Origin of the sequence: Janthinobacterium sp. 35, from assembly GCF_002754575.1 — a bacterium.
GTDB lineage: Bacteria > Pseudomonadota > Gammaproteobacteria > Burkholderiales > Burkholderiaceae_D > Janthinobacterium > Janthinobacterium tructae.
This window is the reverse complement of sequence record NZ_PEFN01000001.1, coordinates 253,434-275,203: the sequence shown is the minus strand read 5'-3', so window position 1 is coordinate 275,203 and position 21,770 is coordinate 253,434. Positions and strand designations below refer to the sequence as shown.

The 21,770-nt window shown below is 63.5% G+C and carries 20 protein-coding genes and 2 tRNA genes; 12 read left to right on the top strand and 10 right to left on the bottom strand.

The window, feature by feature from the left end:
- Positions 1-72: 72 nt before the first annotated feature.
- Together CLU93_RS01245 and CLU93_RS01240 are read left to right on the top strand one after the other, a co-directional pair.
- A tRNA-Pro gene (locus CLU93_RS01245) sits at positions 73-149 on the top strand.
- A 94-nt stretch (positions 150-243) separates the two neighbouring features.
- Positions 244-318 (top strand) — tRNA-Arg (locus CLU93_RS01240).
- Between the two features lie 69 nt (positions 319-387).
- Here the strand turns inward: CLU93_RS01240 and CLU93_RS01235 are convergent.
- The 3 genes from CLU93_RS01235 to CLU93_RS01225 form a co-directional block, all read right to left on the bottom strand.
- The gene (locus CLU93_RS01235; RefSeq protein ID WP_071077939.1) at positions 388-567 is read right to left on the bottom strand and encodes a hypothetical protein; all 180 of its coding nucleotides are present in this window, start codon (positions 565-567) and stop codon (positions 388-390) included.
- Positions 568-738: 171 nt separating this feature from the next.
- Positions 739-1,305 carry an FxDxF family PEP-CTERM protein gene (locus CLU93_RS28505; protein WP_257224823.1) on the bottom strand — a complete coding sequence of 189 codons (567 nt, stop codon included), beginning with the start codon at positions 1,303-1,305 and terminating at the stop codon, positions 739-741.
- Between the two features lie 300 nt (positions 1,306-1,605).
- Positions 1,606-2,178: a GbsR/MarR family transcriptional regulator gene (locus tag CLU93_RS01225; protein ID WP_242428456.1), complete on the bottom strand. Its 573-nt coding sequence runs from the start codon at positions 2,176-2,178 to the stop codon at positions 1,606-1,608.
- Positions 2,179-2,295: 117 nt separating this feature from the next.
- Here CLU93_RS01225 and cydD point away from each other — a divergent pair, with 117 nt between their 5' ends.
- The 7 genes from cydD (at position 2,296) to CLU93_RS01190 (ending at position 11,431) form a co-directional block, all read left to right on the top strand.
- Positions 2,296-3,996 carry a thiol reductant ABC exporter subunit CydD gene (gene cydD / locus CLU93_RS01220; protein WP_099759663.1) on the top strand — a complete coding sequence of 567 codons (1,701 nt, stop codon included), beginning with the start codon at positions 2,296-2,298 and terminating at the stop codon, positions 3,994-3,996.
- Complete coding sequence (locus CLU93_RS01215) at positions 3,993-5,675, top strand: amino acid ABC transporter ATP-binding/permease protein (RefSeq protein ID WP_099759662.1); 1,683 nt, start codon at positions 3,993-3,995, stop codon at positions 5,673-5,675. Before cydD ends, CLU93_RS01215 begins: the two co-directional genes overlap by 4 nt.
- A 105-nt stretch (positions 5,676-5,780) precedes the next feature.
- Positions 5,781-7,358, top strand: a complete 1,578-nt coding sequence (locus CLU93_RS01210; protein WP_099759661.1) for a cytochrome ubiquinol oxidase subunit I — start codon at positions 5,781-5,783, stop codon at positions 7,356-7,358.
- Between the two features lie 13 nt (positions 7,359-7,371).
- Positions 7,372-8,526: a cytochrome d ubiquinol oxidase subunit II gene (gene cydB, locus CLU93_RS01205; protein WP_099759660.1), complete on the top strand. Its 1,155-nt coding sequence runs from the start codon at positions 7,372-7,374 to the stop codon at positions 8,524-8,526.
- A gap of 22 nt (positions 8,527-8,548) precedes the next feature.
- A complete protein-coding gene (gene cydX / locus CLU93_RS01200) occupies positions 8,549-8,674 on the top strand; it encodes a cytochrome bd-I oxidase subunit CydX (protein WP_070258990.1) in 126 nt (41 codons plus the stop codon).
- 406 nt (positions 8,675-9,080) lie between these two features.
- A complete protein-coding gene (locus tag CLU93_RS01195; protein ID WP_257224822.1) occupies positions 9,081-10,646 on the top strand; it encodes a methyl-accepting chemotaxis protein in 1,566 nt (521 codons plus the stop codon).
- A gap of 56 nt (positions 10,647-10,702) precedes the next feature.
- On the top strand, positions 10,703-11,431 hold the full coding sequence (locus CLU93_RS01190) for a hypothetical protein (RefSeq protein WP_099759658.1): 729 nt from the start codon (positions 10,703-10,705) through the stop codon (positions 11,429-11,431).
- 15 nt (positions 11,432-11,446) lie between these two features.
- On the opposite strand, the gene CLU93_RS01185 is transcribed toward CLU93_RS01190, so the two are convergent.
- Together CLU93_RS01185 and CLU93_RS01180 are read right to left on the bottom strand one after the other, a co-directional pair.
- Entirely contained in the window at positions 11,447-11,821 is a 375-nt protein-coding gene (locus tag CLU93_RS01185) for a DUF1294 domain-containing protein (protein ID WP_099759657.1), read from the bottom strand.
- Positions 11,822-11,879: 58 nt separating this feature from the next.
- A complete protein-coding gene (locus tag CLU93_RS01180) occupies positions 11,880-12,446 on the bottom strand; it encodes a methylated-DNA--[protein]-cysteine S-methyltransferase (RefSeq protein WP_099759656.1) in 567 nt (188 codons plus the stop codon).
- 94 nt (positions 12,447-12,540) lie between these two features.
- Between CLU93_RS01180 and CLU93_RS01175 the strand changes: the two genes are divergently transcribed.
- A complete protein-coding gene (locus CLU93_RS01175; protein WP_180287781.1) occupies positions 12,541-13,290 on the top strand; it encodes a nucleotidyltransferase domain-containing protein in 750 nt (249 codons plus the stop codon).
- On the opposite strand, the gene CLU93_RS01170 is transcribed toward CLU93_RS01175, so the two are convergent.
- Complete coding sequence (locus CLU93_RS01170) at positions 13,287-15,521, bottom strand: TonB-dependent siderophore receptor (protein WP_180287780.1); 2,235 nt, start codon at positions 15,519-15,521, stop codon at positions 13,287-13,289. The genes CLU93_RS01175 and CLU93_RS01170 overlap by 4 nt on opposite strands.
- 324 nt (positions 15,522-15,845) lie before the next feature.
- Here CLU93_RS01170 and CLU93_RS01160 point away from each other — a divergent pair, with 324 nt between their 5' ends.
- Entirely contained in the window at positions 15,846-16,673 is an 828-nt protein-coding gene (locus CLU93_RS01160) for a hypothetical protein (protein ID WP_143451682.1), read from the top strand.
- 3 nt (positions 16,674-16,676) lie between these two features.
- On the opposite strand, the gene CLU93_RS01155 is transcribed toward CLU93_RS01160, so the two are convergent.
- From CLU93_RS01155 to CLU93_RS01150, 4 genes are all read right to left on the bottom strand, one after another.
- On the bottom strand, positions 16,677-17,075 hold the full coding sequence (locus tag CLU93_RS01155; protein ID WP_071077924.1) for a bacteriohemerythrin: 399 nt from the start codon (positions 17,073-17,075) through the stop codon (positions 16,677-16,679).
- A gap of 213 nt (positions 17,076-17,288) precedes the next feature.
- Entirely contained in the window at positions 17,289-17,444 is a 156-nt protein-coding gene (locus CLU93_RS28120; RefSeq protein ID WP_157750997.1) for a hypothetical protein, read from the bottom strand.
- A 150-nt stretch (positions 17,445-17,594) separates the two neighbouring features.
- Positions 17,595-17,780: a hypothetical protein gene (locus CLU93_RS27765; protein ID WP_143451681.1), complete on the bottom strand. Its 186-nt coding sequence runs from the start codon at positions 17,778-17,780 to the stop codon at positions 17,595-17,597.
- 137 nt (positions 17,781-17,917) lie between these two features.
- Entirely contained in the window at positions 17,918-20,458 is a 2,541-nt protein-coding gene (locus CLU93_RS01150) for a PepSY domain-containing protein (protein WP_099764176.1), read from the bottom strand.
- Between the two features lie 196 nt (positions 20,459-20,654).
- Between CLU93_RS01150 and CLU93_RS01145 the strand changes: the two genes are divergently transcribed.
- Positions 20,655-21,755 (top strand): branched-chain amino acid aminotransferase, encoded by a 1,101-nt coding sequence (locus tag CLU93_RS01145; RefSeq protein WP_099759651.1) that lies wholly within the window; start codon positions 20,655-20,657, stop codon positions 21,753-21,755.
- The last annotated feature ends 15 nt before the right edge of the window (positions 21,756-21,770 follow it).

Genomic DNA, 21,770 nt, shown 5'->3' with positions numbered 1-21,770 from the left:
CCGATAGTTTTTTCCATCTAATTCGTCTATGGCAATTGACGAAATTGGCTGGGGGCGTTATTATCTTGTCTTCGGAGTGTGGCGCAGCCCGGTAGCGCACCTGGTTTGGGACCAGGGGGTCCAAGGTTCGAATCCTTGTACTCCGACCAAAGTCATAAGCGGGCTGTCAGAAATGACAGCCCGTTTTCTATTCCGCGCTGGCATTTCATTGCTGACGCGCATGGATTAAAATACTGCACCTTTCCGCCCATCGTTCAACGGATAGGACAACGGTCTTCTAAACCGTGAATGGGGGTTCGATTCCCTCTGGGCGGACCAGTTTCATACTGGCCACGGCTTGCGCCATGCGGCCGCCATCTTCCTCTTCCTGTCTGTCAGCACGCGGCCTTAAGGCTGCGCAAACAGCACCACGATCAGCAAATACAGCAGCGGCACCGCGCACAGCAGCGCCGAGCATACCGAAACGATTTTTCTGTTGGCCAGTCGGGCCAGACGCAGCCGTTCCCGCACGGGCAAGTGCTGGCGGATCACGCTGCGCGCGCGTGGCTGAAACGGTTGTTCGTGCATGAGTTCTCCCTCGTCGATCAGCAGTTGATGCTGTCGAGCATAGCGAGGGGGATCTAAAAATGGTGTAAACAGTGGGCCTGGCGCCGCAAGCGCGGCGTAAAGATGCGGCTGGCATTGAGGGCGGCAGCGGGCGCTGCTGCGCCGCTGCCATTATGCGGCGGATGATGAGGCTTACTCTCCCCGGCGGCGGCGTGCCAGGAAGCCCAGCATGCCCAGGCCGGCGAGCAGCATGGCATAGGTTTCAGGTTCCGGCACGGCGGAAATGAAGGCCCTGTAGTTGCTCAGATCCTTGGGCAGGCCCGCCACCGTGAAAGTGGTGCCGGCGGCCACGGGTGCGGCCCAGTGGAACACCAGTTCGCCCTGGCCGAAGTGGATGGCCAGATAGTCATAGGCGGCAGCGCTCGTATAGGAATTGACGCCGCCGCTCCAGCCTGCCGTGGTGCCGGCAGTGCAGCCCGAGGTGGCGTTGTCGCAATACGAGACGGCGGCGCCCAGGCTGGTGCCGAACACGCCGTTGATGTAGCCCTGGATGGCCGCAGGACTCTGCGGCACCAGATTATCGTCATAATATTTCACCTGCAGTGCCGGCGATGGTGAATACGTGACGGTGCTGCCGGCGATGACGAAACCGCTGGCCGGACCCACATCGATCCAGGTGGCCGCTTGCGCCGCACTTGTCAGTACGGTCATTGCGGCCAGCATGGATGCCTTGATGGCAATGTTCTTTACGCTTTTCATGAAAATCCCCTTGTGCTTGAGACAGTCGCTTCATCGTGTCGGGGCGCGTCCCTGCCTGCCGGGGAAGTCATCCCATTGCCCGTTTTTAGCTGCTTTTAAGTATTTCCTGCGCGTAGCGAATACGCAAATGAAAGCTTACTCTTGATATAAACTAATACAATTTTAATAATTCTATTGGTTCGCTTGACAACATCGTATATGGCTATGTTTGGCTGTGCCAGCGATAGCCAGCATGACGTTGGGAAATGGCGTGACTAGGCGCGCCAGCTGGTGCTGGCGGCGTCTCGGCTTTGGGGGGGGTCAATCGTTGTTGTTGCTGACGCCAAACAGGCGGTCCTTGGCGTTGAGCAATTTTTGCACCTTGGCGCCCATTTTCATCAGTTGCGCCATCGATTCGGGCGACAGGCGCTGCAAGTCGTCGAACCAGGTGTTGGCCAGGTCGACCAATTCATACATTTCGCGCATGCGCTCCTGCGCATACTGGTCCACGGGTTCCGTGGCCGGCGCCAGCAGCGATTCGCGCAGCACCGTCAGGGTGGGTGCCACTTCGCGGCGGCGGCGCTCTGCGGCTACCACGCGGAAGATTTGCCACACATCGCCCAGCGAGGAAAAATACTCGCGCCGGTCGCCGGGGATGCGCGACTGGCGGATCAAGCCCCAGCCCTGCAATTCCTTCAAGCCGATGCTCACGTTCGAGCGTGAAAAACTCAGGTGTTCCGCGATTTCATCCGCGTGCAAAGGATGCTCCGCGACAAACAACAGGGCGTACACTTGTCCCACCGTACGGTTAAAGCCCCAGCGGCTGCCCATCTCGCCGAAATGGCTGACAAAGGTCAGGATCAGCGGCGTCATGTGGATATTTTGAGTTTTCATAATTATCTGAATTTTTTCACGCCACACCCGCAGGGTCAATTGATATATGTCATGTTTCGCAGTATTATACAAAAAATCGAATTTACAGAAAATTCTGAAAACTCAAAAAGTATAGAGATGCCGACCACGCCACTGTCTTTGCCCAGCTTTATCCTTCCCCGCGCCGCCAGCCTGGCGCAAGGTGGCGCCGCCTTGTTGTGGCTGCCACAAGCGGCCTTGCTGGCCTCGGCCGTGCAAGCCATGCTCGACGGTGCACCGTGGCGCGCGGCCCTGCTGCCGGCCGCTGGCGTGCTGCTGCTGGGCGTGCTGCGCGCCGGCGGCGAAGCGTGGGGTGCGCGGCGCATGTACGCGGCGGCGCGCGCCCATCTGAGCACCTTACGCGCCCAAGTGGCGCAAGCGCTGGCGCACCGTTCGCCGCTGGACCGCCAGCGCGCGCAGTCGGGTCAGGCGGCCAGCGTCATCGCCGAGCAGGCCGAAGCCATCGTGCCGTATCTGGTGCGCTACAAGCCGGCGCGCTGGAAAGTCATGCTCGTGCCGCTCGTGATCCTCGCCGTGGTGACGCCGCTGTCGTGGATTGCCGCCTTGATCCTGCTTATCGCCGCGCCCCTGATTCCCGTCTTCATGGCCCTGGTGGGCATGGGCGCGCAAGCGGCCAGCCGCGCGCAGATGGTGGAAATGGGCAGCATGAATGCTTTTCTATTGGACCGCCTGCGCGGCCTGGCCACCCTGCGCGCGCTCGACGCCGTCAACGCCACGGCGGAACGCCTGGATGCCTCGTCGCAATCCGTGCGCCGGCGCACGATGGTGGTGCTGCGCATCGCCTTTTTGTCGTCCGCCGTGCTGGAACTGTTTTCCGCGCTGGGGGTGGCCATGGTGGCGGCGTTTATCGGTTTCTCCTTGCTGGGCAGCATCAATTTCGGCACCTGGGGCCGCGAACTGAGCCTGGGGCAGGGCTTGTTCATCCTGCTGCTGGCGCCCGCATTCTTCGAGCCCCTGCGCGAACTGGCCGCCGTCTGGCACGACAAGGCGGCCGGCGAAGCGGGCCTGGCCGGCCTGCATGACCTGGCGGGCGAGGGCGTGCCCCTGCCTGGCTTTGGTGTGGCAGTGGCTGCCGTTTCCGCCGCCGCCATGGCGGTGGCGCCACCACCGGCCGTCGACATCCATCAACTGCGCTTTGCCCACCCCGGCGAAGCGCCCGTATTCGAGCGCTTCGACTTGACGGTGCGTGCCGGTGAACACGTGGCCCTGCTGGGCGCCAGCGGCGCCGGCAAGACCACCTTGCTATCCTTGCTGGCCGGCTTGCTGCCCATCAGCGATGGCGAGATCCGCATCGGCGGCGTGCGCCTGAGCGACAGCACGGTGAATACCTTGCGCCAGCGCATGGCCTGGATGGGCCAGCGTCCGCACGTGTTTGCCGCCTCCGTCAGCCAGAATGTGACCCTGGGCCGCCTCGGTGCGAACGCCGCGCAGGTGACGCAGGCGCTGCACCTGGCCGACCTGGCTAGCGTGGCGCAGGCGCAGCCGGCCATCATGCTCAGCGATGGCGGCCAGGGCTTGTCCGGCGGCGAAGCCGTGCGCCTGGCCCTGGCCCGCGTGGCCCTGCATCCGCACGCGGACTTGCTGCTGGTCGATGAACCGACGGCCCACCTGGACAGCGAAACGGCGGCGCGCGTCACGGACGCCTTGCTGGCACTGGCCAAGGGCAAGACGATGATCGTCGCCACGCACGACCCCGTGCTGGCCGGCCGGCTGCAGCGCACGGTACAGGTCGATGTCCGGGCGCTGGCACAGGAGCACGAACAGGAACAGCTGGCATGAAAACTTCCCTCATATCGAGCCCCGTCCTGCGGCAATTGCTGCTGGCCCAGCCCGGCAAGCTGATCGGGGGGGCCTTGCTGGCGGCCCTGACGGCGGTGGCCGGCATGGCCTTGTTGGGCTTGTCCGGCTGGTTTATTACCGCCACCTCGATTGCCGGCCTGCATGCCTCGACGGCGATCCTGTTCGACGTGTTCGGCCCGTCGGCCGGCATCCGCTTGCTGGCCATCGGCCGCACGGGTTCGCGCTATGCGGAACGGCTCGTCACGCACGACGCCACGTTCGCCGCACTGGCCAGCATCCGCGTGCGGCTGTTTCGCGGCTGGTCGCGCCCGGAAGCGGCCAGCCGCCTGCTGCGCCAGCCCGCCAAGCTGCTGTTCCGCCTGACGGCCGATATCGACGCGCTCGAATCGCTGTATTTGCGCCTGCTGGTGCCTGCCTTCACGGCCCTGTGCGTAGCCTTGCTGGCCGGCGTGGCGCTGGGCGTGATGCAGTGGCAGCTGGGCCTGGGCCTGGCCGCGTGGCTGCTGGTCGCCGGCGGCGGCATCAGCTGGGTCGTGGCGCAGCGTGCCCGCCGTCCCGCCATCGTGCGTTCGCGCGCCATCGAAAAATTGCGTTCCGGCACCATCGACCTGGTGGCCGGTCAGACGGATCTGGTGATGGCGGGCCGCATCGACGCCCAGTGCGCCGCGCTGGCGCAGATCGACCGTTCGCTGGCGCAAGCCGATTTCGCCCTGCTGCGCCTGGAGACGGCCGCCGGCGCCGCGTATGGCGTGGCCGGCAGCGCGACCCTGGCTGGCGTGCTGCTGGCCGTGGCAGCGCTGGTGCAGCAACAAACGATGAGTTTGCCGCTGGCGGCGCTGGCCCTGCTGATCGCCCTGACGGCCGTGGAACCGTTTGCGGGGCTGCGCCGTGGCGCGCTGGAAGCGGGGCGCATGCTGCTGGCCATGCGCCGCCTGGCGCCGCGCCTTGACGGCAATGAGGTGGCGCTGCCGCCCTTTGATGCCGCACCGGGCTTGCGCCTGGAACGCGTCAGCGCCGCGCATGCGGGCAGCAAGAATGCCATTTTGCATGATATTTCCCTGCACATCGCCGATGGCGAGCGCGTGGCCTTGATCGGTCCCAGCGGCGCTGGCAAGTCGACCTTGCTGGCCATCGCCGCGCGCGAGCTGGCGCCGCTGTCGGGAACGGTGGCCGCACCGCGCGCCTGTTTGTTTACCCAGAAGACGGAATTGTTCCAGGACAGCCTGCGCGACAACCTGCGCCTGGCCGACCCGTGCGCCAGCGATGCGCAGCTGTGGGCGGCGCTGCAATCGGCCGGCCTGGATGAGGAAGTGCGGGCGTTTGCCGGCGGCCTCGATACGCAGCTGGGCGAGGGCGGCCTGGGCTTGTCGGGCGGACAGGCGCGGCGCCTGGCGCTGGCGCGGCTGTTCCTGCACGAATCGACCTTGTGGCTGCTGGACGAAGCGACCGAAGCGCTGAATGCACAGGTGGCCATCGATGTCCTGCAGCGCTTGCGCGCGCGCTGCGACGGACGCAGCTTGCTGATCGCAACGCACTTGCGGCGCGAAGCGGCGCTGGCGGACCGGCTGGTCAGCCTGCGCGATGGCCGCATCGTCGGTGATGCGCGCCGGGGCACACCCGCCTTCGAGGCGGCACTGGCCGGCTTGCGCGGAGATTGACGGGCGGGCGGCACAGCCCGATAGCTTACAGCAGCAGACGCTATCGAACAGCCGCATGTAGATACCAGGTTTACACTTACAGTAGGGAAACACCAAGGAAATCATATGGACTTCGATATTGTCGCTTTATCCAGACTGCAGTTCGCGCTGACAGCTCTGTACCACTTTATATTCGTTCCGCTGACGCTCGGCCTGTCAGTGATCCTCGCCATCATGGAAACGGTTTACGTGATGACGAACCGCCCCATCTGGCGCGACATGACCAAGTTCTGGGGTGTCTTGTTCGGCATCAACTTCGCCATGGGCGTGGCGACGGGCATCGTCATGGAATTCCAGTTCGGCATGAACTGGAGCTATTACAGCCATTATGTGGGCGACATTTTCGGCGCGCCGCTGGCCATCGAGGGCTTGATGGCCTTCTTCCTGGAAGCGACCTTCGTCGGCCTGTTCTTCTTCGGCTGGGACAAGCTGTCCAAACGCGGTCACCTGATCACCACCTGGCTGGTGGCCATCGGCTCGAACTTCTCGGCCCTGTGGATTCTGATCGCCAACGGTTGGATGCAAAATCCCGTCGGCGCGGCCTTCAATCCGCAGACCATGCGCATGGAAATCACGGATTTCGGCGCCGTGCTGACGAATCCCGTGGCGCAGGCGAAATTCGTGCACACCGTGTCGGCCGGCTATACGGCCGCGTCGATTTTCGTGCTGGGTATTTCCGCCTGGTATCTGCTGAAGGGCCGCCACGTGCAGCTGGCCAAGCGTTCGATGACGGTGGCCGCCTCGTTCGGCCTGGCCGCTACCTTGTCGGTGGTGGTACTCGGTGATGAAAGCGGCTACCTGTCGTCGGAACACCAGAAGATGAAACTGGCCGCGATTGAGGCCATGTGGACCACGGAGCCGGCGCCTGCCGCCTTCACGGCCTTCGGCTTCCCCGACGCGGAAGCGCGCGAGACGCATTACGCCGTGCACATCCCGATGGTGATGGGCCTGATCGGCACGCGTTCGCTGACGACGGAAATCCCCGGCATCGAGCAGCTGGTCGACCGCGGCGAACTGCTGATCAAGGATGGCATCAAGGCGTATGACGCGCTGCAAACCATCCGCAGCGTGGCGCCTGGCGCGCCCGTGCCGCAAGAGGCGAAGGACATGTTCGAGTCGAAAGGCCAGTCCCTGGGTTACGCCTTGCTGCTGAAACGCTACGTCGATGACCCGCGCCAGGCGACGCCCGAGCAGATCCGCAAGGCCGCGCTCGACACCGTGCCGCCCGTGGGGCCCTTGTTCTGGTCCTTCCGCGTGATGGTGGGCCTGGGCATGTTCTTTATCTTGCTCACCGGCACATTCTTCATCCTGTCGACGCGCCGCACCCTGGACAAGCACCGCTGGCTGCTGAAGCTGGCCGTATTCGCCATCCCGCTGCCGTGGGTGGCGATTGAAGCGGGCTGGATCGTAGCCGAAGTGGGCCGCCAGCCGTGGGTCATCGAAGGCGTGCTGCCAACGGCCGTGGCGGTCTCCAACCTGGGCGCGACGACCTTGCTCATCACCATTGCCGGCTTTGCCGCCATCTACACCGTGCTGTTGATTATCGAAATGAAGCTGATGCTCAAGGCCATCCGCAAGGGGCCGGAAGAAACGGCGCCGGCCCCCGTGCCAGCGGCCGCAGCCATTCATACTCAACGCGCCTAAGGAGGGCCAGACCATGATTTTGCATGAAATGATTTCTTACGAAACACTGCGCCTGATCTGGTGGCTGCTGATCGGCATCTTGCTGGTGGGCTTTGCCATCACGGACGGCTTCGACCTGGGCACGGGCATCTTGCTGCCGTTCGTTGGCAAGACGGACCTGGAACGCCGGGTCGTCATCAACAGTATCGGTCCCGTGTGGGAAGGCAACCAGGTGTGGCTGATCCTCGGTGGCGGCGCCATCTTTGCCGCCTGGCCGCAACTGTACGCCGTCTCGTTCTCGGGCTTTTACCTGGCCATGTTCGTCATCCTGGTGGCGCTGATCGTGCGTCCCGTGGCGTTCAAATTCCGCAGCAAGCGCGAAGACCCGCGCTGGCGCGCCCGCTGGGACGCGGCCCTGTTCGTGGGCGGCTTCGTGCCGGCCCTGATCTGCGGCGTGGCGATCGGCAACGTGCTGCAAGGCGTGCCGTTCCGTTTCTCGCCAGACATGCACATCTTCTACGATGGCAGCTTCTTCGCTCTGCTCAACCCGTTCGCCTTGCTGTGCGGCCTCGTCTCGGTGGCCATGCTGGTGATGCACGGCGCCACCTGGCTGCAGCTGAAAACGGACGGCGCCATAGCTGACCGTTCGCGCCGCTACGGCAGCGTGGCGGCGATTGCCACCGTGGTACTGTATGCGGCCGCCGGCGTGGCCCTGTGGCTGTGGGTCGATGGCTACCGCATCAGCAGCGCGGTGGTGGTCGACGGTCCGTCGAATCCGATGCTGAAAACGGCGCAAGTGCACGTGGGCGCCTGGTTCCTCAACTTTGCCGCTCATCCGTGGACCTGGATCGCTCCGGCCTTCGGCTTGCTGGGCCCGCTGCTGGCGTTCGCCTTGCTGCGCGCGCGCCGCGAAGTGCCGGCCTTGCTGGCCAGCGCGGCGGCCATCGCCGGCATCATCCTCAGCGTGGGCGCGGCCATGTTCCCGTTCATCCTGCCATCGTCGATCGATCCGCGCGCCAGTCTGACGGTGTGGGATTCCTCGTCCAGTCACATGACCCTGTTCATCATGCTGGTCGTCACGGCTGTCTTCATTCCCCTCATCGTGGCGTACACGACCTGGGTATATAAAGTACTGTGGGGCAAGGTTGACGGCAAAGCCATCGAAGACGAAACCGGTCACGCTTACTAAGAATTAAGGAAAGGAACTAACTATGTGGTATTTCGCCTGGATACTGGGTCTTCCGCTGGCGGCGACGTTCGCCGTGCTCAATGCGATGTGGTATGAAATTGCCGATGGCGACACGACGCCGGAACAATACCGTGACACGCCGAAGTAGGCGCGTGTCGGCTTGACTGGCCCCGCCCGGCGCGATGGTTTTACCATCGCTGCCCGGCGGGATTTTTTTATGCTGGTTCACGGATGTGCGGAAAGCAGCCACAGAAATGAGAATGCGCTGAAGAAAGGCTCGCTGTGTTGTACGAGCACCATAGAAATCGTCGCCATGCGGGTAGAAATTCGCGATAAAAATTTATGTATTTTGTTTTATTTTCGTTGTTTTTGTTAATTTTAATTAGTTATGCGTCAAATTTTCATAAATTCGATGTAAAATAAGTTGTCTCATGTAAAAATTAAATGATTTTTTAATAAAAATATGACGTCGAATGATCGCCGGCCATACATGCGAGATTAGTGTTACTCAGTAGCTGAACCAGAGGCAAGCACAGCTAAGATAAGGACACATCATGCATATGTTACGAGCACTCAAACTATCGTACCGTTTAGCTGTGCTGATTGTGATCTTTTCAGCTGGCTTCATCCTCTATGGCCTATGGTCGTTCAAGACTCTGCAAGAATGGAAAGTGAACGGCCCGGTGTATCAGAAAATAGTGCAAAGCAAGGATCTGATCGCGGACGTGTTGCCACCACCGGAATACATACTGGAATCCTATCTGGTCACTTTTCAGCTGATGGCGACCGAGGATCGTGCCGAACAGGCGCAGTTAATCGCACGCTTTGCAACGCTCAAACATGATTACGATGAACGCCATGTATTCTGGACGCGTGAGAAACTCGATGCCGATATCGCCGACCTGTTGCTGCACAAGTCCCATGCGCCGGCACAGGCCTTCTACACGGTGGCACTGCAACAGTTCATTCCGGCAATTGAGGCGCAGGATAAGGTTGGCGCTACGGTTGCGATGAAAAAAATGACGATCAGTTACACCCAGCATCTGCAGGCAATCAACCAGCTGGTCGAGAAGACCACGCAACGCGCGTCGGCGATCGAAGCGGAGTCGGGTGAGCGCATCACGGTAGCGAGCAGCATGCTGTTGCTGACACTGCTGCTTTCGCTGGGCACGGGAATTGCGGTGGCGGTGCTCATTACCAAGAGCATTACCAGACCGCTGCAGGACGCCGTGAAGCTTGCCCGCATTGTCGCTTCCGGTGATCTGCGTAGCGATATCGCGACCGATTATCACGACGAGCCGGGCGAATTGATGCGTGCTCTGAAAAGCATGAATGAGAGCCTGCGTCACACGGTGGGCCGCGTGCGCAGCGGTACTGAAACCATTTCGACTGCCTCGCAGGAAATCGCTGCTGGAAATATGGACCTCTCGGCGAGAACGGAGGCACAGGCCGGTGCACTGGAACAAACGTCGTCGGCGATGCAGCAGTTAACCAGCACTGTGCAGCAGACTGCCGAAAACGCCCAGCAAGCCAATCAACTGGTCTTGTCGGCTTCAGCGGTAGCGCTGCAGGGCGGGCAAGTGGTCGAGCGTGTCGTCGCGACCATGGTGTCCATCAAGGATAGCTCGAAGCGTATCGTCGAGATCATTTCCGTGATTGACGGCATCGCGTTTCAGACCAATATTCTGGCCCTGAACGCGGCTGTCGAAGCCGCGCGCGCCGGTGAACTGGGGCGTGGTTTTGCTGTCGTCGCGTCGGAGGTGCGCACCCTGGCGCAACGCTCCGCCACTGCCGCCAAAGAGATCAAGCAGCTGATTGCCGAGTCGGTCGAAAAAGTCGAGCTTGGCAGCAATCTGGCCGATGAGGCGGGCGGCACGATGCAGAAAATCGTCTCCTCTGTGCAGCAGGTGGCGGGCATCATGGGGGAAATCGCCGTCGCCAGCCACGAACAAAGCGACGGCATCAAACAGGTGAATCAGGCCATCAGTCAGATGGATGCAGTGACCCAGCAGAATGCCGCCCTGGTCGAACAGGCCACAGCGGCAGCGGCCAGCATGCAGGAGCAGGCGCACAATATGATGCAGGACGTGCGCGTGTTTACATTGCTGGCGGCTGCCTGACCGGCGTGATGGCGGCGTCTGCTACACTGCGCTCCACTTTTATCGACGGAACTGCCATGACTACCCTTTCTTTGCCGTACCGCGCCACCGCCACCCAAGCCTGTGCCTGGCTGGCGCAACAGACGGGCACGCCGTGGACCCTGGCGCGCCTGCTGGAGCAGGGCGGCTTGCCGTATGTCTGGCTCGATTACAGCGACGCCTGGGCCGAGCTGTTCCATGACGGCGTGACGCGCTATGCGGCGCCCGTCGTGTTCATCGGCGACAAAGAGCACCTGGCCTCGGGCGCCGATGACGTGTGGCTGCGCTTTACGCGCGACTCCGGCAATATCGCCATCGAACTGAAGGCGCCGGGCTTGCGCGTGCCGGTCGATGGTTTGCACTTCCAGGAGCGTGACTTATTGCGCTTGCTCAAGGAGTTGCAGCACCCGCAGCCGGCCGAGCCGGAAGCCGGAACTGACAATGCCGCGCCGTTTGTCTTGCCCAGCGCCCTCAAGGGCCTGGGGCGCGAGCAGATTTTGCTTGCCTTTGCCGGGGTGGGCAAGGTCGACCTGGACAAAGGCATGGCCAGTGGCGTGGGCATCTTTGGCGACGATGGCGCGCGCGTGCGCAAGAATTCGCGCGGTGGCAAGAACAGCCACCTGTGGCATCCCGTCACCCTGGCGTTCGGCCTGCACGATGTGCACCGCGTGCCGATGGCGCACCTGAAGAAGGCCTTCGCCACGCAGCCCTTGCTGCGCGAATGGAAGGCGGACTGGCTGGAGTCGCTGCGCCTGCTGGGCGAGTAAAGGGAGGGGACAGTCCTACAGCTCGATGGGCGCGACCTCGGTGCCGATATCGGGCGCCGCGTAATGCACGCTGAAATACACGAAAGCGCCGATATTGAGGGCGACGGTGATCCAGAACAGCACGCGGAACGATCGCTTGCTGGACTTGTGGCGCAGCCATTGCTGGGCCAGCACGGCGCCCGGCCAGCCGCACAGCAGTCCCAATAGCAGCAAGGTGCGCTCCGAGGTGCGCCAGCGCCCCTGTTTGGCGGCCGACTTGTCGATCGCATAGGCGACGAAACAGCTCAGGCTCAGCACGCCATACACGAGGGCGACCAGGGCGGGGATGTGAAAAAAGAACGTGGCCAGTAAATACAAAACGACAAAGAACAGGATGACAAGGTAGGGCATAGGATGTGGTGGCTTGAGCGGGGGCGTGAGTATCCCACACGGGGAGCGATGCTGCTGTCTAAAATAAACAGCCTTGCGCCATATCAACATGCACGGCGCGGCGGCGGGCGTGACCCGTCTTCAGCGCTTCGCGGTCGCTGGACAGGGCGATGCCTTCCAGCGCCAATAACGTTTCCTTGGCATGCAGGCCGCCCGCAAAGCCCGTCAACTCGCCCGTGGCGCCGATGACGCGGTGGCAGGGGGCGATGATGGAAATGGGATTCTTGCCGTTGGCGGCGCCCACGGCGCGCACGGCGGCGGGACGGCCGATCTGGCGCGCGATCTCGCCATAGCTGCGCGTCTGGCCGTACGGTATGGTCAGCAGCGCGCGCCACACTTCCTGCTGGAATGGCGTGCCGGCAAAATCGAGCGGCACCTCAAATTGCTGGCGCGTGCCGGCAAAATACTCGCGCAGCTGGCGCGCCGTTTCCAGCAGCACGGCGCAACCGTCATCGGCGCGCATCTCGCCCAGGCGCACGCGGTTCGGCTTGTCGTTTTCCCACAAAATCGCGGCCAGGGCCGCGCCACGCGCCACCAGGGTCAGCTCGCCCACGGGCGAGGGCACCACGATGCAGTCGTATTCCATGCTTGTTCCTTGATCGGAGAGCGCCAGTGTAGCAGGCTGGCGGCGTGCCGCGTATTGCGTGTAGGATAGCGTTTTTCGGCATGGAGCACTGGCTTTGACGACGATCCCCACTTATGACGCCATCCGCGCGATTGCCGTGCGGCTAGTGCAGGAACACTATCCCGCGGCCGTGGCGGCCATCATCGGCGGCTCGTTTGCCACGGGCCGGCAGACGCCCAGTTCCGATATCGATTTGCTGCTGCTGTTCGAGCACGTCGATTGCGCCTGGCGCTCGACCATCGTGGCCGAAGGGCGCACGGTGGAACTGTTCGCGCACGACCTGGCCACGTTCACCTATTTTTGCAAGGAAATGGATGCGCCCGGCGGCACGGTGCCGCTGGCGCACATGGTGCTGGAAGGGGAAAACATCCTCGCAGCCGGCGACGCCTACACCCGGCTGCACGCGCTGGCGCACGCCATCGATGCTGCCGGGCCGCCCGTGTTTGACGCGGAAAACTTGCAGCGGCGCCGCTACGCCATCACCACCGCGCTGGAAGACCTGGTCGACAGCACGCACCCGGGCGAGACGCTGGCCGTGGCCTGCCAGCTGTATCCAGCGCTGGCCGACCTGCACCTGCGCGCGGCTGGTGTATGGAGCGGCGGCGGCAAGCACCTGTACCGCCGCCTGCAGGCATTTGACGCGGCCATCGCCGAGCAGCTGGACGGGGCCTTGCGCCTGGTCGCCAGCGATCTTGCGGCGGGCCAGCGCGCGTTCGAGCACGTCACCGCCGCCGTGCTGGCGCCCGTGGGCGGTCCCTTGCTCGATGGCTTTACCTTGCCGGCGCCCGCCCACTGGCGTGCTTAAAACGCCGTGCGCACGGCCAGGCTGATGTTGCGCGGCTCACCCCAGAACACGCCGTCGAAGAAGCCCACGTTGCGGTAGTACTTTTTATCGAGCAAGTTATTCACGTTCAGCTGCACGCTGGCGTGGCGGTTGATGGCATAGCTGGCCATGGCGTTGACCAGTGCATAGCCGGCCTGCGGGATGTTCGTCATCTCGCCCGATGGCGGGCGGCCGTACCACGATTCGCTGTAGATGGCGCTTTGCGCCGTCATGCTGGCGCCCGCTTTCAGCCCTGCCAGGCGGCCGTCGAAACGGTAGCTGGTGGCCAGGCGCAGCAAATGGCGCGGCTGCGTGGTGGCGGCGCGGCGGCCATCAGCCTCGGCCGCGTGCAGATAGGTATAGCCGCCGCTCGCTTCCCAGGCGGGCGTGATCTGGCCGGAGACGTCGAACTCCACGCCCTTGGCCGTCACGCCGGCGCCATTGGCCACCATCGCCTGGCCGCCGTCGGGCAGCAAGAAGCCGGGCGCTACCGTGCGGTCCAGCTCGGCCATGTTCTTTTTCTTCGTATGGAACAGGGCGGCCGACGCGTTCAGCTTGCCTTCATAAAATTCGCCCTTGATACCCAGTTCCGCGTTGTCGCCCGTTTCCGGCGCCAGGAACTGGTTGTTGCGGTCCTTGCTAGTCTGCGGATTGAACAGCTGCGTGAAGCTGGCGTAGGCGGAATACTGCTTGTTGATGTCGAACACGGCGCCCACGTAGGGCGTGACTTCATTGCGCGTTTCCACGAAGTCGCCGCTGCCCGTGTACGCGCCACGCTTATCGTAGCTGCGTGTGTCCGTGCGGTAAGTACTGCTGCGCGCGCCGATGATGACGTGCAGCGGATCGGCCAGGCTCAAGCGCGTGGCCACGTAGCCGCCTGCCAGGCGCGTGACGGTTTCCGTGTGCGATCCGTCCGGGTGGAACACGGGGCGGGGGATGTTGCCCGTCCAGTTGCGGTAATCGGGGACGAAGTCCGGGTACTCGATTTTCGCCTTGCCGCCCAGCGAGCGGGCGCGCTGGTTGCCGCCGTTCCAGCCGACGATGGCCGTATGCTTGCGCCCCAGCAAGGTAAACGGGCCGCTGGCGTACACGTCGAAGTTGTCGCCCGTGGTCTTGCCCGGGCCATAGGCGCCCGTCCACAGGAACATGCCTTCGCCCGTGGCCGGATCGGGCTTGCCGCCGCCCGCATAGGCGACGGTGGTGCGGTTCGTGCTTTCCGTGCGCGCATAACCCAGGTGCATGTTCCAGTTGCCGGGCAGGCGCTGATCCAGCGACGTGAATACCGTGTGCTGCTTGTTGGCCCAGGTGCTCCACGGCGTCGTGAGGCTGGTGTTGCGCGGCAAGTTGGCCAGGCTGCCATCCGCATTCCAGTAGGGCACGGCGCCCCAGGTGGCGCCTGTCGGCTGGTTGTCCTGGAAGTCGACGCCGGCCGTCAGCAGGGTGCCGGGGCGTACGTCCGCCTCAAGGATGACCATGCCGACCGTCTTGCGCTCGTGATACATGTCCAGGTAGGAATCGCGTTTTTGCCAGGCCAGGGCCGTGCGTGCACGCACGCTGCCCTCCGCGTTCAGCGGCGTGGACAGGTCGGCTTCGAAGCGCTGGTCATCCCAGCGGCCCATGATGAGGCCGGCGCTGGCCTGGAACTCGTTCGTCGGCCGCTTGCGTATCATGTTGATGGTGGCCGACGGGTCGCCCTTGCCGCCCATCAAGCCCGTGGCGCCGCGCACCACCTCGATGCGGTCGTACAGGATCGTGTCTTGCAGCGGCGCATTGCCGCCGCGCGCCATGCCGTCGATCTGGAGATTGTTGATGCCGAAGCCGCGCGCATAAAAGGTCGTGCGCTCCGTGTCGTTCTGGCCCACCTGGATGCCCGTCGTCTGCGCCAGCGCCTGGTCCAGGCGCACGGCGCCCAGGTCGTCGAGCAGCTGGCGCGTGATGACGCTGACCGATTGCGGCGTTTCGCGCAGGGACAGGTCCATGCGCGTGGCGCTGCGCGCTTCGCCTGCCGTGTACGATTGCGTGCCTTCCGTCGTCGCTGTCGACTGGCCGGTCACGGTGACGGCTGGCATGGTAACGTCGGCCGCAGCGGCATCGGCGGCCTGGGCCGGCAGGGCCACGCCAGCGGCAAGGCTGAGCAGGCTGATGTGTAATAAACGGGGGAGGGGGCGCAAGGCGGGCTGGCGCGAAGAAGGGAAGACTGTCGTTGATTGCATCATTTTCCTGGAATATTTTAGTCGTGTGTTTTCCTATCTCGTCTGGCGATGTGCGCAGTAGCTGGGGGGATGGCATGACGCTGGCCCGCGGTCTGGCTTGGATAGCAGTTCCACCGCAAGGCCCGGCGCGGTCGGGCAGTGGAAAAGAAGGGCGCGCGATTCCCCTCACTTTCGTGAATAAGAATCATTATCAATATAGGTGGTATTTGCCAAATAATCAAGCGTGCGCACCAACAGAGTGCGGCAGGCCAATGGGGGCGCATCGTCCGGCCTTCTGCGATAATGCAGGCGCTGATAAAATATTTTCCTCATTGAAAGAAATGCATGCGTACATGGATCGCTTGTGCCGGATGGTTGTGTGTCGTGTCGCTGGGGCAAGCCCAGGAACACGCGCCGCCGGCTGTTCCCGCGCCACTGCACAGCGCCAGCGTGCCGCCCGCCATGGCTGCCGCATCCGCCACATCTGCTGCGCCGGCGCCCGCAGAGGACGCCTTGCCATCGCAAACGGTGACGATCACGGCCAACAGCGACGCCAAGGCGCCGCGCATCCGTTTCATGGCTTACCGCGAGAGTTATCTGACGGCCAGGAAGGTGTGGCAAGTGTCGAGCGGCAGCGTGGTCATGGCCCTGCGCCTGATTCCCGCCAAGCTCAGTGCCACCATCGACGATGTGCGCGTGGCCCTGCAAGGCAATGGCGCTGCCGTGCCGATCAAGGTGTCCGCCGGCGGCGTGTTTGTCGTGCCGCTCAACGACGACATCGCCGCGCAAGATGGCACTTTCCTGGTGAACAAGGGAAGGGGCGAGTTGACGGCCAATATCGTGCTCCAGCCGTCCGTGGCGCGCGATGCGTGGAACGTCACGCGCGTGGGGCAAGTCCTGCACGATGCACGGCGAGCCGTGCGGGCCATCACGCCATGGTACAAGCGGCCGTTCGCCAGCGATGTGCAATCGCTGGCCTTTTGCGCGATCGAGCGGGGCAGCGCCTTGCAATTGATGGATGGCGAGCAACTGATCGCCACCTTGCCCATGAATGAGCCGGCCGTCAACGACATCAATCAGCCCGTGTTTTGCAAGATTTTCGACGGCGAAGACAAATACCCCGGACACTACCGCGTCGTCCTGCCCGAGCAAGCCACGGTGCTGCTGCTGTAGCGGTTAATTGGGCTGGCGCTGCACCAGCTCCAGGGCCGCCGCGAGGGCCAGGTCCATGGTGGCCTGGTGGAAGATCAGCCATTGCGGCAGCAGCGACAGCGCATGGCGTCCCTGTTCCAGGTCGCCTTCATCGACGGCAGCCCACGCATGGTGCAAACCGCTGAGCACGCGCGCATGCTGTTCCCGGTGATTCGCCAGCGAGGGGAAGGCGATTTGTTCCATCAAATCCTCTTCCTCGCGGAAATCGCGCTCGACGGCCGCAATCAGCTCGCGAAACGCCACGCTGAAATGCTGGTCGCTCAACTGGCCCAGCCGCGCCAGCTCCTGAAACAGCGCCTCATGCGCCTCGTCGATGGCGGGAACGCCCAGCGCCATCTCATCCTTCCAAGCCGATATACCCATGCCGATGCTCCCGGTTAAGTCCGTCGCGATGTGAAGCGGACTGTTCCAGTGTGGCCGCAGCGTAGGGGGAAATCCATGATCTGGATCAAAAGTATGGTGAAGAGGGGTACTGATACATTTGGACTGGAAAGGGGGAACAAATCCCACCCGCAACAAAGCAGATTTGAACGATGCGACGTGTTGCCGAGCGGCGTTTTCTCAGCCGCGCGTATTTTAGTGCTTGGGCCAGTGGGCCCACAGGGCATGCGCATCGACATTCGGTACCTGCATCTGCTGCACGGCCGACGTCTGCATCGCGTCGCGCAGTACGAGGGGCACGAGCAGCAAGGCCGACAGGGCAAGGCAGGCCAGCACTTTGAGCGTCAACATGGTCGTCTCCCGGTGGCCCGGTGGCGGCGCGGGGATGCGGCGCCTGCAGGTCACTTCCTATGTACTACCATGCTTGCAGTTTAGTTCATCTGATTGAAACTTCAACTAATTGCTGTGATGCACCGCACCAGTTCGCCTGTTGCCAAGGGCTTATTTGGCCTTGCGACTGCGCCGTGGCTTGCCAGTTGGCGGCAGGAAGGAATCGAACCACACTTGCGTCAAATGCCGCGTATTTTTCGCTGCTTCACGCTTGACGGCGACCGTGGCGTGGCCGCGCGCCGTGTTGGCGATACGGTTGGCGGCGCTCAGGTACATGCTCATCCAGGGGTTTTTCATGGGGTGCCTCGCAGATAGTGAGTGGCGCGGCGCGGGTTTGTCCCCATGCCGCCATATCCCCACTCTAGTCCGATGGCTGGCGCTGACTGTGCGCCCGCCCACATAGCCGGGCGGTGCTGGCAATGTGCTGAGGCAGATCAATACACGTCGCGGCGGTAGCGTCCCGCTGCCAGCAGGGCGTCGAGTCCTTCCTGGCCCAGCACTTCTTGCAGCACAGCATCGATTCCTGCCGCCATGCCGTGCAGGCTGCCGCACACGTAGACGATGGCGCCTTGCGCCAGCCAGTCGCGCAGTTCGTCGGCATGGTCACGCAGGCGGTCCTGCACGTATTGTCGTGTTTCATCATCACGCGAAAAGACACGGTCCAGGCGCGCCAGGTGGCCAGCGTCCAGCCAGCCTTGCAACTCTTCGCCGCAGACGCTGTCAAAAGCTTGCTGCCGTTCGCCAAACAGCAGCCAGTTGCGTGCCAGCCCGGCCCGCTGGCGCGCGCGCAGGTGCGCACGCAGGCCCGCCAGGCCGGAACCGTTGCCGATAAAAATGCAGGGCACATCGACCAGGGCGGGGGCGAAGGCGGGATTGGCTTGCAGGCGCAGGCGGATGGTGGTGCCCGGCTGGGCGAAGCGCGTGAGCCAGCCGGAACAGATGCCGTACCCCTCGTTTGCGCTGCCCGCATGGCGTTCCTGGCGCACCAGCAATTGCAGTTCGCCATCGGATGGCAGTGAAGCGAGCGAGTAGCTGCGCGGCGCATGCTGGGCACCCTGCGGGTCACCCTCGCCGCCGTCCGCGTTGCATCCGATGATTTCCGCCAGCGCGCCCGCTTCCCAGGTGGCGCCGGCCGGGCCCGTCAAGGTGATTTCATGCAGTTCGCCGCCCAGGCTGCCAGGGTTGAGCAGCACGCGGCGCAGCAAACGCCAGTCTTCGTACGATGCCTGTTCCTGCACACCGATGGCGTCGATGGCGCTGCCGCTGCAACGGGCCAGCGCTTGCGACCAGTCGGCCAGGGCGGCGGGGTCGTGCTTGTCGACTTCGATCAGCGGGAACAAAGGCGTGGCGCCCAGCGCGCGCAATTGCCGCTCCAGCGCATGGCCGAAGCCACAGAAGTCGCTGTAATGGCGGTCGCCCAGGGCCAGCATGCCCACTTCCAGGCCGGCCAGCGGCGTGCCTGATGTTGCGTGCAGCAGGCGCGCGAAGCGGCGCGTGCCGTCCGGCGCTTCGCCTTCGCCAAAGGTGCTGGCAACGATCAGAGCCCGCGCGTACTGGCGCAATTGCGCGGGATCAAAGCGCTCCAGCGACTGCACGTCGACGGCCACGCCCGCCTGCTGCAGGGCGCGCGCGCTTTCCAGGGCCAGGCGCTCGGCCTGGCCCGACTGGCTGGCGTAAGCCACCAGGGTGGGCAAGCCCGTGTCCGTCTTGCCCGCAATGCCAGTCAGCAGAGCGCGCTGCGCCTGCACAGCGCGCTTGGCCTTGCGGCGGCCCAGGTACAACATCCAGCCCGTGATGGCGAACAGGGGCAGGCCCAGGCTGGCCAGGGTGACGATGATGCGGCCCGGCAAGCCGAAATACGTGCCCATGTGCAGCGGATAAATGATGTTGACGAGGCGCACGCCCAGCGCCTGCTGGCTGTACGGCTCGTTTTCCGTGAGCGTGCCGTCGGCCGGGGCAATGCTCATGCGGCTGCGCGCCCGCTCGTGTGGCGCATCGCTGGCCAGCCACGTAAATTGCACGGCTTCGCCGGCGCGCGAGGGCATGCGTACGCTGGCCAGGGTCCAGCCGGGGGCGTGTTGCTGGAAGCTGCTCCAGGCCAGGCCGATGTCAACGGCCGGCGCCTCCTTCTCCTTGCCCGTCCCCTTTTTCATGGGCGCCTGTGCCATCCTTGGGGGCTTGCCGGCCCAGGCATCGATATTGTCGCGCACCACGTCATAGCTCCAGTACATGCCCGTCAGGGTCAGCGCCACGTACACGACCAGGCACCAGGTGCCGGCCACGGCGTGCAAATTCCACAAAAACGAGCGGCCTTTTAATGCAGGATCGAAGCTCAGCCAGGTGCGCCAGTCCAGCGGACGGCGTGGCCAGCGCAGATACAGGCCGGAGAGTGCCAGGCCCAGCAGGCACAGGGCCAGCGCGCCCGCCACCTGGCGGCCCGGATCGCGTGGCAGCAGCAGCCAGCGGTGCAGCGACTCCGTCCACTCGAAAAAGCCCGCCCCCATCAACGCGGGCTGGGTCGCGCCCGTGTACGGGTGCACATAAATGGACTCGCCGCGCCGCTGGCCGTTCTTGGGTGCAAAGAACAGGCGTGGCGCCGTGCCCGCCTGCGCATACAGGGTGATGGAGGCCACGCGCTGGCCGTGTTCGGCGGCGGCGATGTTGCTCAGCTGGGCCGGCGTCAGCGGCGCGCGTGTTTCCACGGGCACATGGCGCACGCCGGGGTTCATGACGTCGAGCAATTCATCCTTGAAGGCCAGGGTGGCGCCGCTCAGGCCGATGATCACCAGCACCGTGCCAGCCGTGATGCCGATGAACCAGTGCAATTGAAACCAGACCTGCTTCCAGCTCCAGTGCCAGCGCCGTTGTTGCGGGGCGGCGGCACGCTGGTGCTGCTGGCGGCGCTGCTGGCGAGTCTGCGACGCATCGTCGGCGCTGGCGCGCAGCTGGGGTTGGGGCAGGGAGGAGGTCGGCATGAAGCGGCTTTCGATAGCGCTGCCATGCGAGGCATCAGGCATGGCGGGGAAGAGAAGGCTGATATAGTAACGCAAACGAGAATCATTCGCAAATGATGGCGTCCTGTCTTCGCGGGGCGGGGGCTATCCTCGTTTGCCTGATTGGCCGCTATAGGCGCTACAATAGGGATACTCTTCACTAGTTCCCATTGCCGCCATGACCACTTCCACACCGAATCTCGTCGTCACCCCGTCCGCCCACCCCCTGTCCGACGCCGAGCGCGCCGCGCGCATGGTCAATCCCGCCTTCGGCCGCATCTTCACCGACCACATGGTGGTGATTCCTTACCGTGACGGCAAGTGGCAGCAAGGTGAACTGAAGGCTTACGGTCCGCTGATGCTGGACCCGTCCGCGTCGTCCCTGCACTACGGCCAGGCCATCTTCGAAGGCTATAAAGCGTTTGCCCAGCCCGATGGCAGCATCAAGACTTTCCGTCCAGAACAGAATGCCGAGCGCTTCAACCGCAGCGCCGCGCGCCTGGCCATGCCGGCCATCCCTGTCGAGCTGTTCCTGGAAGCGGGCGATGCGCTCATTGCGCAAGACCGCAACTGGGTGCCGAAGAACACGGGCGAAAGCTTGTACATGCGTCCGCTGATGATTGCCACCGATCCTTACCTGGGCGTGCGTCCATCGGAAGAATACCTGTTCGTGCTGTTCGCCTCGCCGGCCGGCGCCTATTTCCCGAAAGGCGTGAAACCCGTCACCGTGTGGATCAGCGAAGACTTCGTGCGCGCCGCGCCCGGCGGCACCGGTGAAGCCAAGTGCGCGGGCAACTACGCGGCCAGCCTGATGGCCCAGTCGCAAGCACAGGAAAAAGGCTGCGACCAGGTCGTCTGGCTCGACGCCGTGCACCGCGAGTTCATCGAAGAAATGGGCGGCATGAATTTGTTCTTCGTCTATAAAGCTGGCGAGAAAATCACGGTCGTGACGCCGGAACTGACGGGCACCTTGCTGCCAGGCATCACCCGCCGCAGCTTGCTGGAAATGGCAAAAGACCTCGGCTATGCGACGGAGGAGCGTAAATTGTCCGTCCAGCAATGGCGCGACGACATCGCTTCGGGCCGCATGACCGAAGTGTTCGCCTGCGGCACGGCCGCCGTCATCACGCCGGTCGGCGTGGCCAAGGCGAACGGCTTTGAAATGACCATCAACAACAATGAAAACGGCGCCGTCACGCTGGCCCTGCGCGAAGCGCTGCTGGGCTTGCAGCATGGCACGGCACCGGATACCCACGGTTGGATGCACAAGGTTTGCTAATCAGCTTGCTTGATT

Coding starts and splice junctions, on each gene's coding strand:
- CLU93_RS28505 (WP_257224823.1), bottom strand. CDS start 1,305: ATGAAAAGCGTAAAGAACATTGCCATCAAGGCATCCATGCTGGCCGCA.
- CLU93_RS01145 (WP_099759651.1), top strand. CDS start 20,655: ATGACCACTTCCACACCGAATCTCGTCGTCACCCCGTCCGCCCACCCC.
- CLU93_RS01235 (WP_071077939.1), bottom strand. CDS start 567: ATGCACGAACAACCGTTTCAGCCACGCGCGCGCAGCGTGATCCGCCAG.
- cydB (WP_099759660.1), top strand. CDS start 7,372: ATGATTTTGCATGAAATGATTTCTTACGAAACACTGCGCCTGATCTGG.
- CLU93_RS01225 (WP_242428456.1), bottom strand. CDS start 2,178: ATGAAAACTCAAAATATCCACATGACGCCGCTGATCCTGACCTTTGTC.
- CLU93_RS01195 (WP_257224822.1), top strand. CDS start 9,081: ATGCATATGTTACGAGCACTCAAACTATCGTACCGTTTAGCTGTGCTG.
- CLU93_RS01210 (WP_099759661.1), top strand. CDS start 5,781: ATGGACTTCGATATTGTCGCTTTATCCAGACTGCAGTTCGCGCTGACA.
- CLU93_RS01170 (WP_180287780.1), bottom strand. CDS start 15,521: ATGCAATCAACGACAGTCTTCCCTTCTTCGCGCCAGCCCGCCTTGCGC.
- CLU93_RS01190 (WP_099759658.1), top strand. CDS start 10,703: ATGACTACCCTTTCTTTGCCGTACCGCGCCACCGCCACCCAAGCCTGT.
- CLU93_RS01150 (WP_099764176.1), bottom strand. CDS start 20,458: ATGCCGACCTCCTCCCTGCCCCAACCCCAGCTGCGCGCCAGCGCCGAC.
- CLU93_RS27765 (WP_143451681.1), bottom strand. CDS start 17,780: ATGAAAAACCCCTGGATGAGCATGTACCTGAGCGCCGCCAACCGTATC.
- CLU93_RS01160 (WP_143451682.1), top strand. CDS start 15,846: ATGCGTACATGGATCGCTTGTGCCGGATGGTTGTGTGTCGTGTCGCTG.
- CLU93_RS28120 (WP_157750997.1), bottom strand. CDS start 17,444: ATGTTGACGCTCAAAGTGCTGGCCTGCCTTGCCCTGTCGGCCTTGCTG.
- cydX (WP_070258990.1), top strand. CDS start 8,549: ATGTGGTATTTCGCCTGGATACTGGGTCTTCCGCTGGCGGCGACGTTC.
- CLU93_RS01185 (WP_099759657.1), bottom strand. CDS start 11,821: ATGCCCTACCTTGTCATCCTGTTCTTTGTCGTTTTGTATTTACTGGCC.
- CLU93_RS01215 (WP_099759662.1), top strand. CDS start 3,993: ATGAAAACTTCCCTCATATCGAGCCCCGTCCTGCGGCAATTGCTGCTG.
- CLU93_RS01155 (WP_071077924.1), bottom strand. CDS start 17,075: ATGGGTATATCGGCTTGGAAGGATGAGATGGCGCTGGGCGTTCCCGCC.
- CLU93_RS01180 (WP_099759656.1), bottom strand. CDS start 12,446: ATGGAATACGACTGCATCGTGGTGCCCTCGCCCGTGGGCGAGCTGACC.
- cydD (WP_099759663.1), top strand. CDS start 2,296: ATGCCGACCACGCCACTGTCTTTGCCCAGCTTTATCCTTCCCCGCGCC.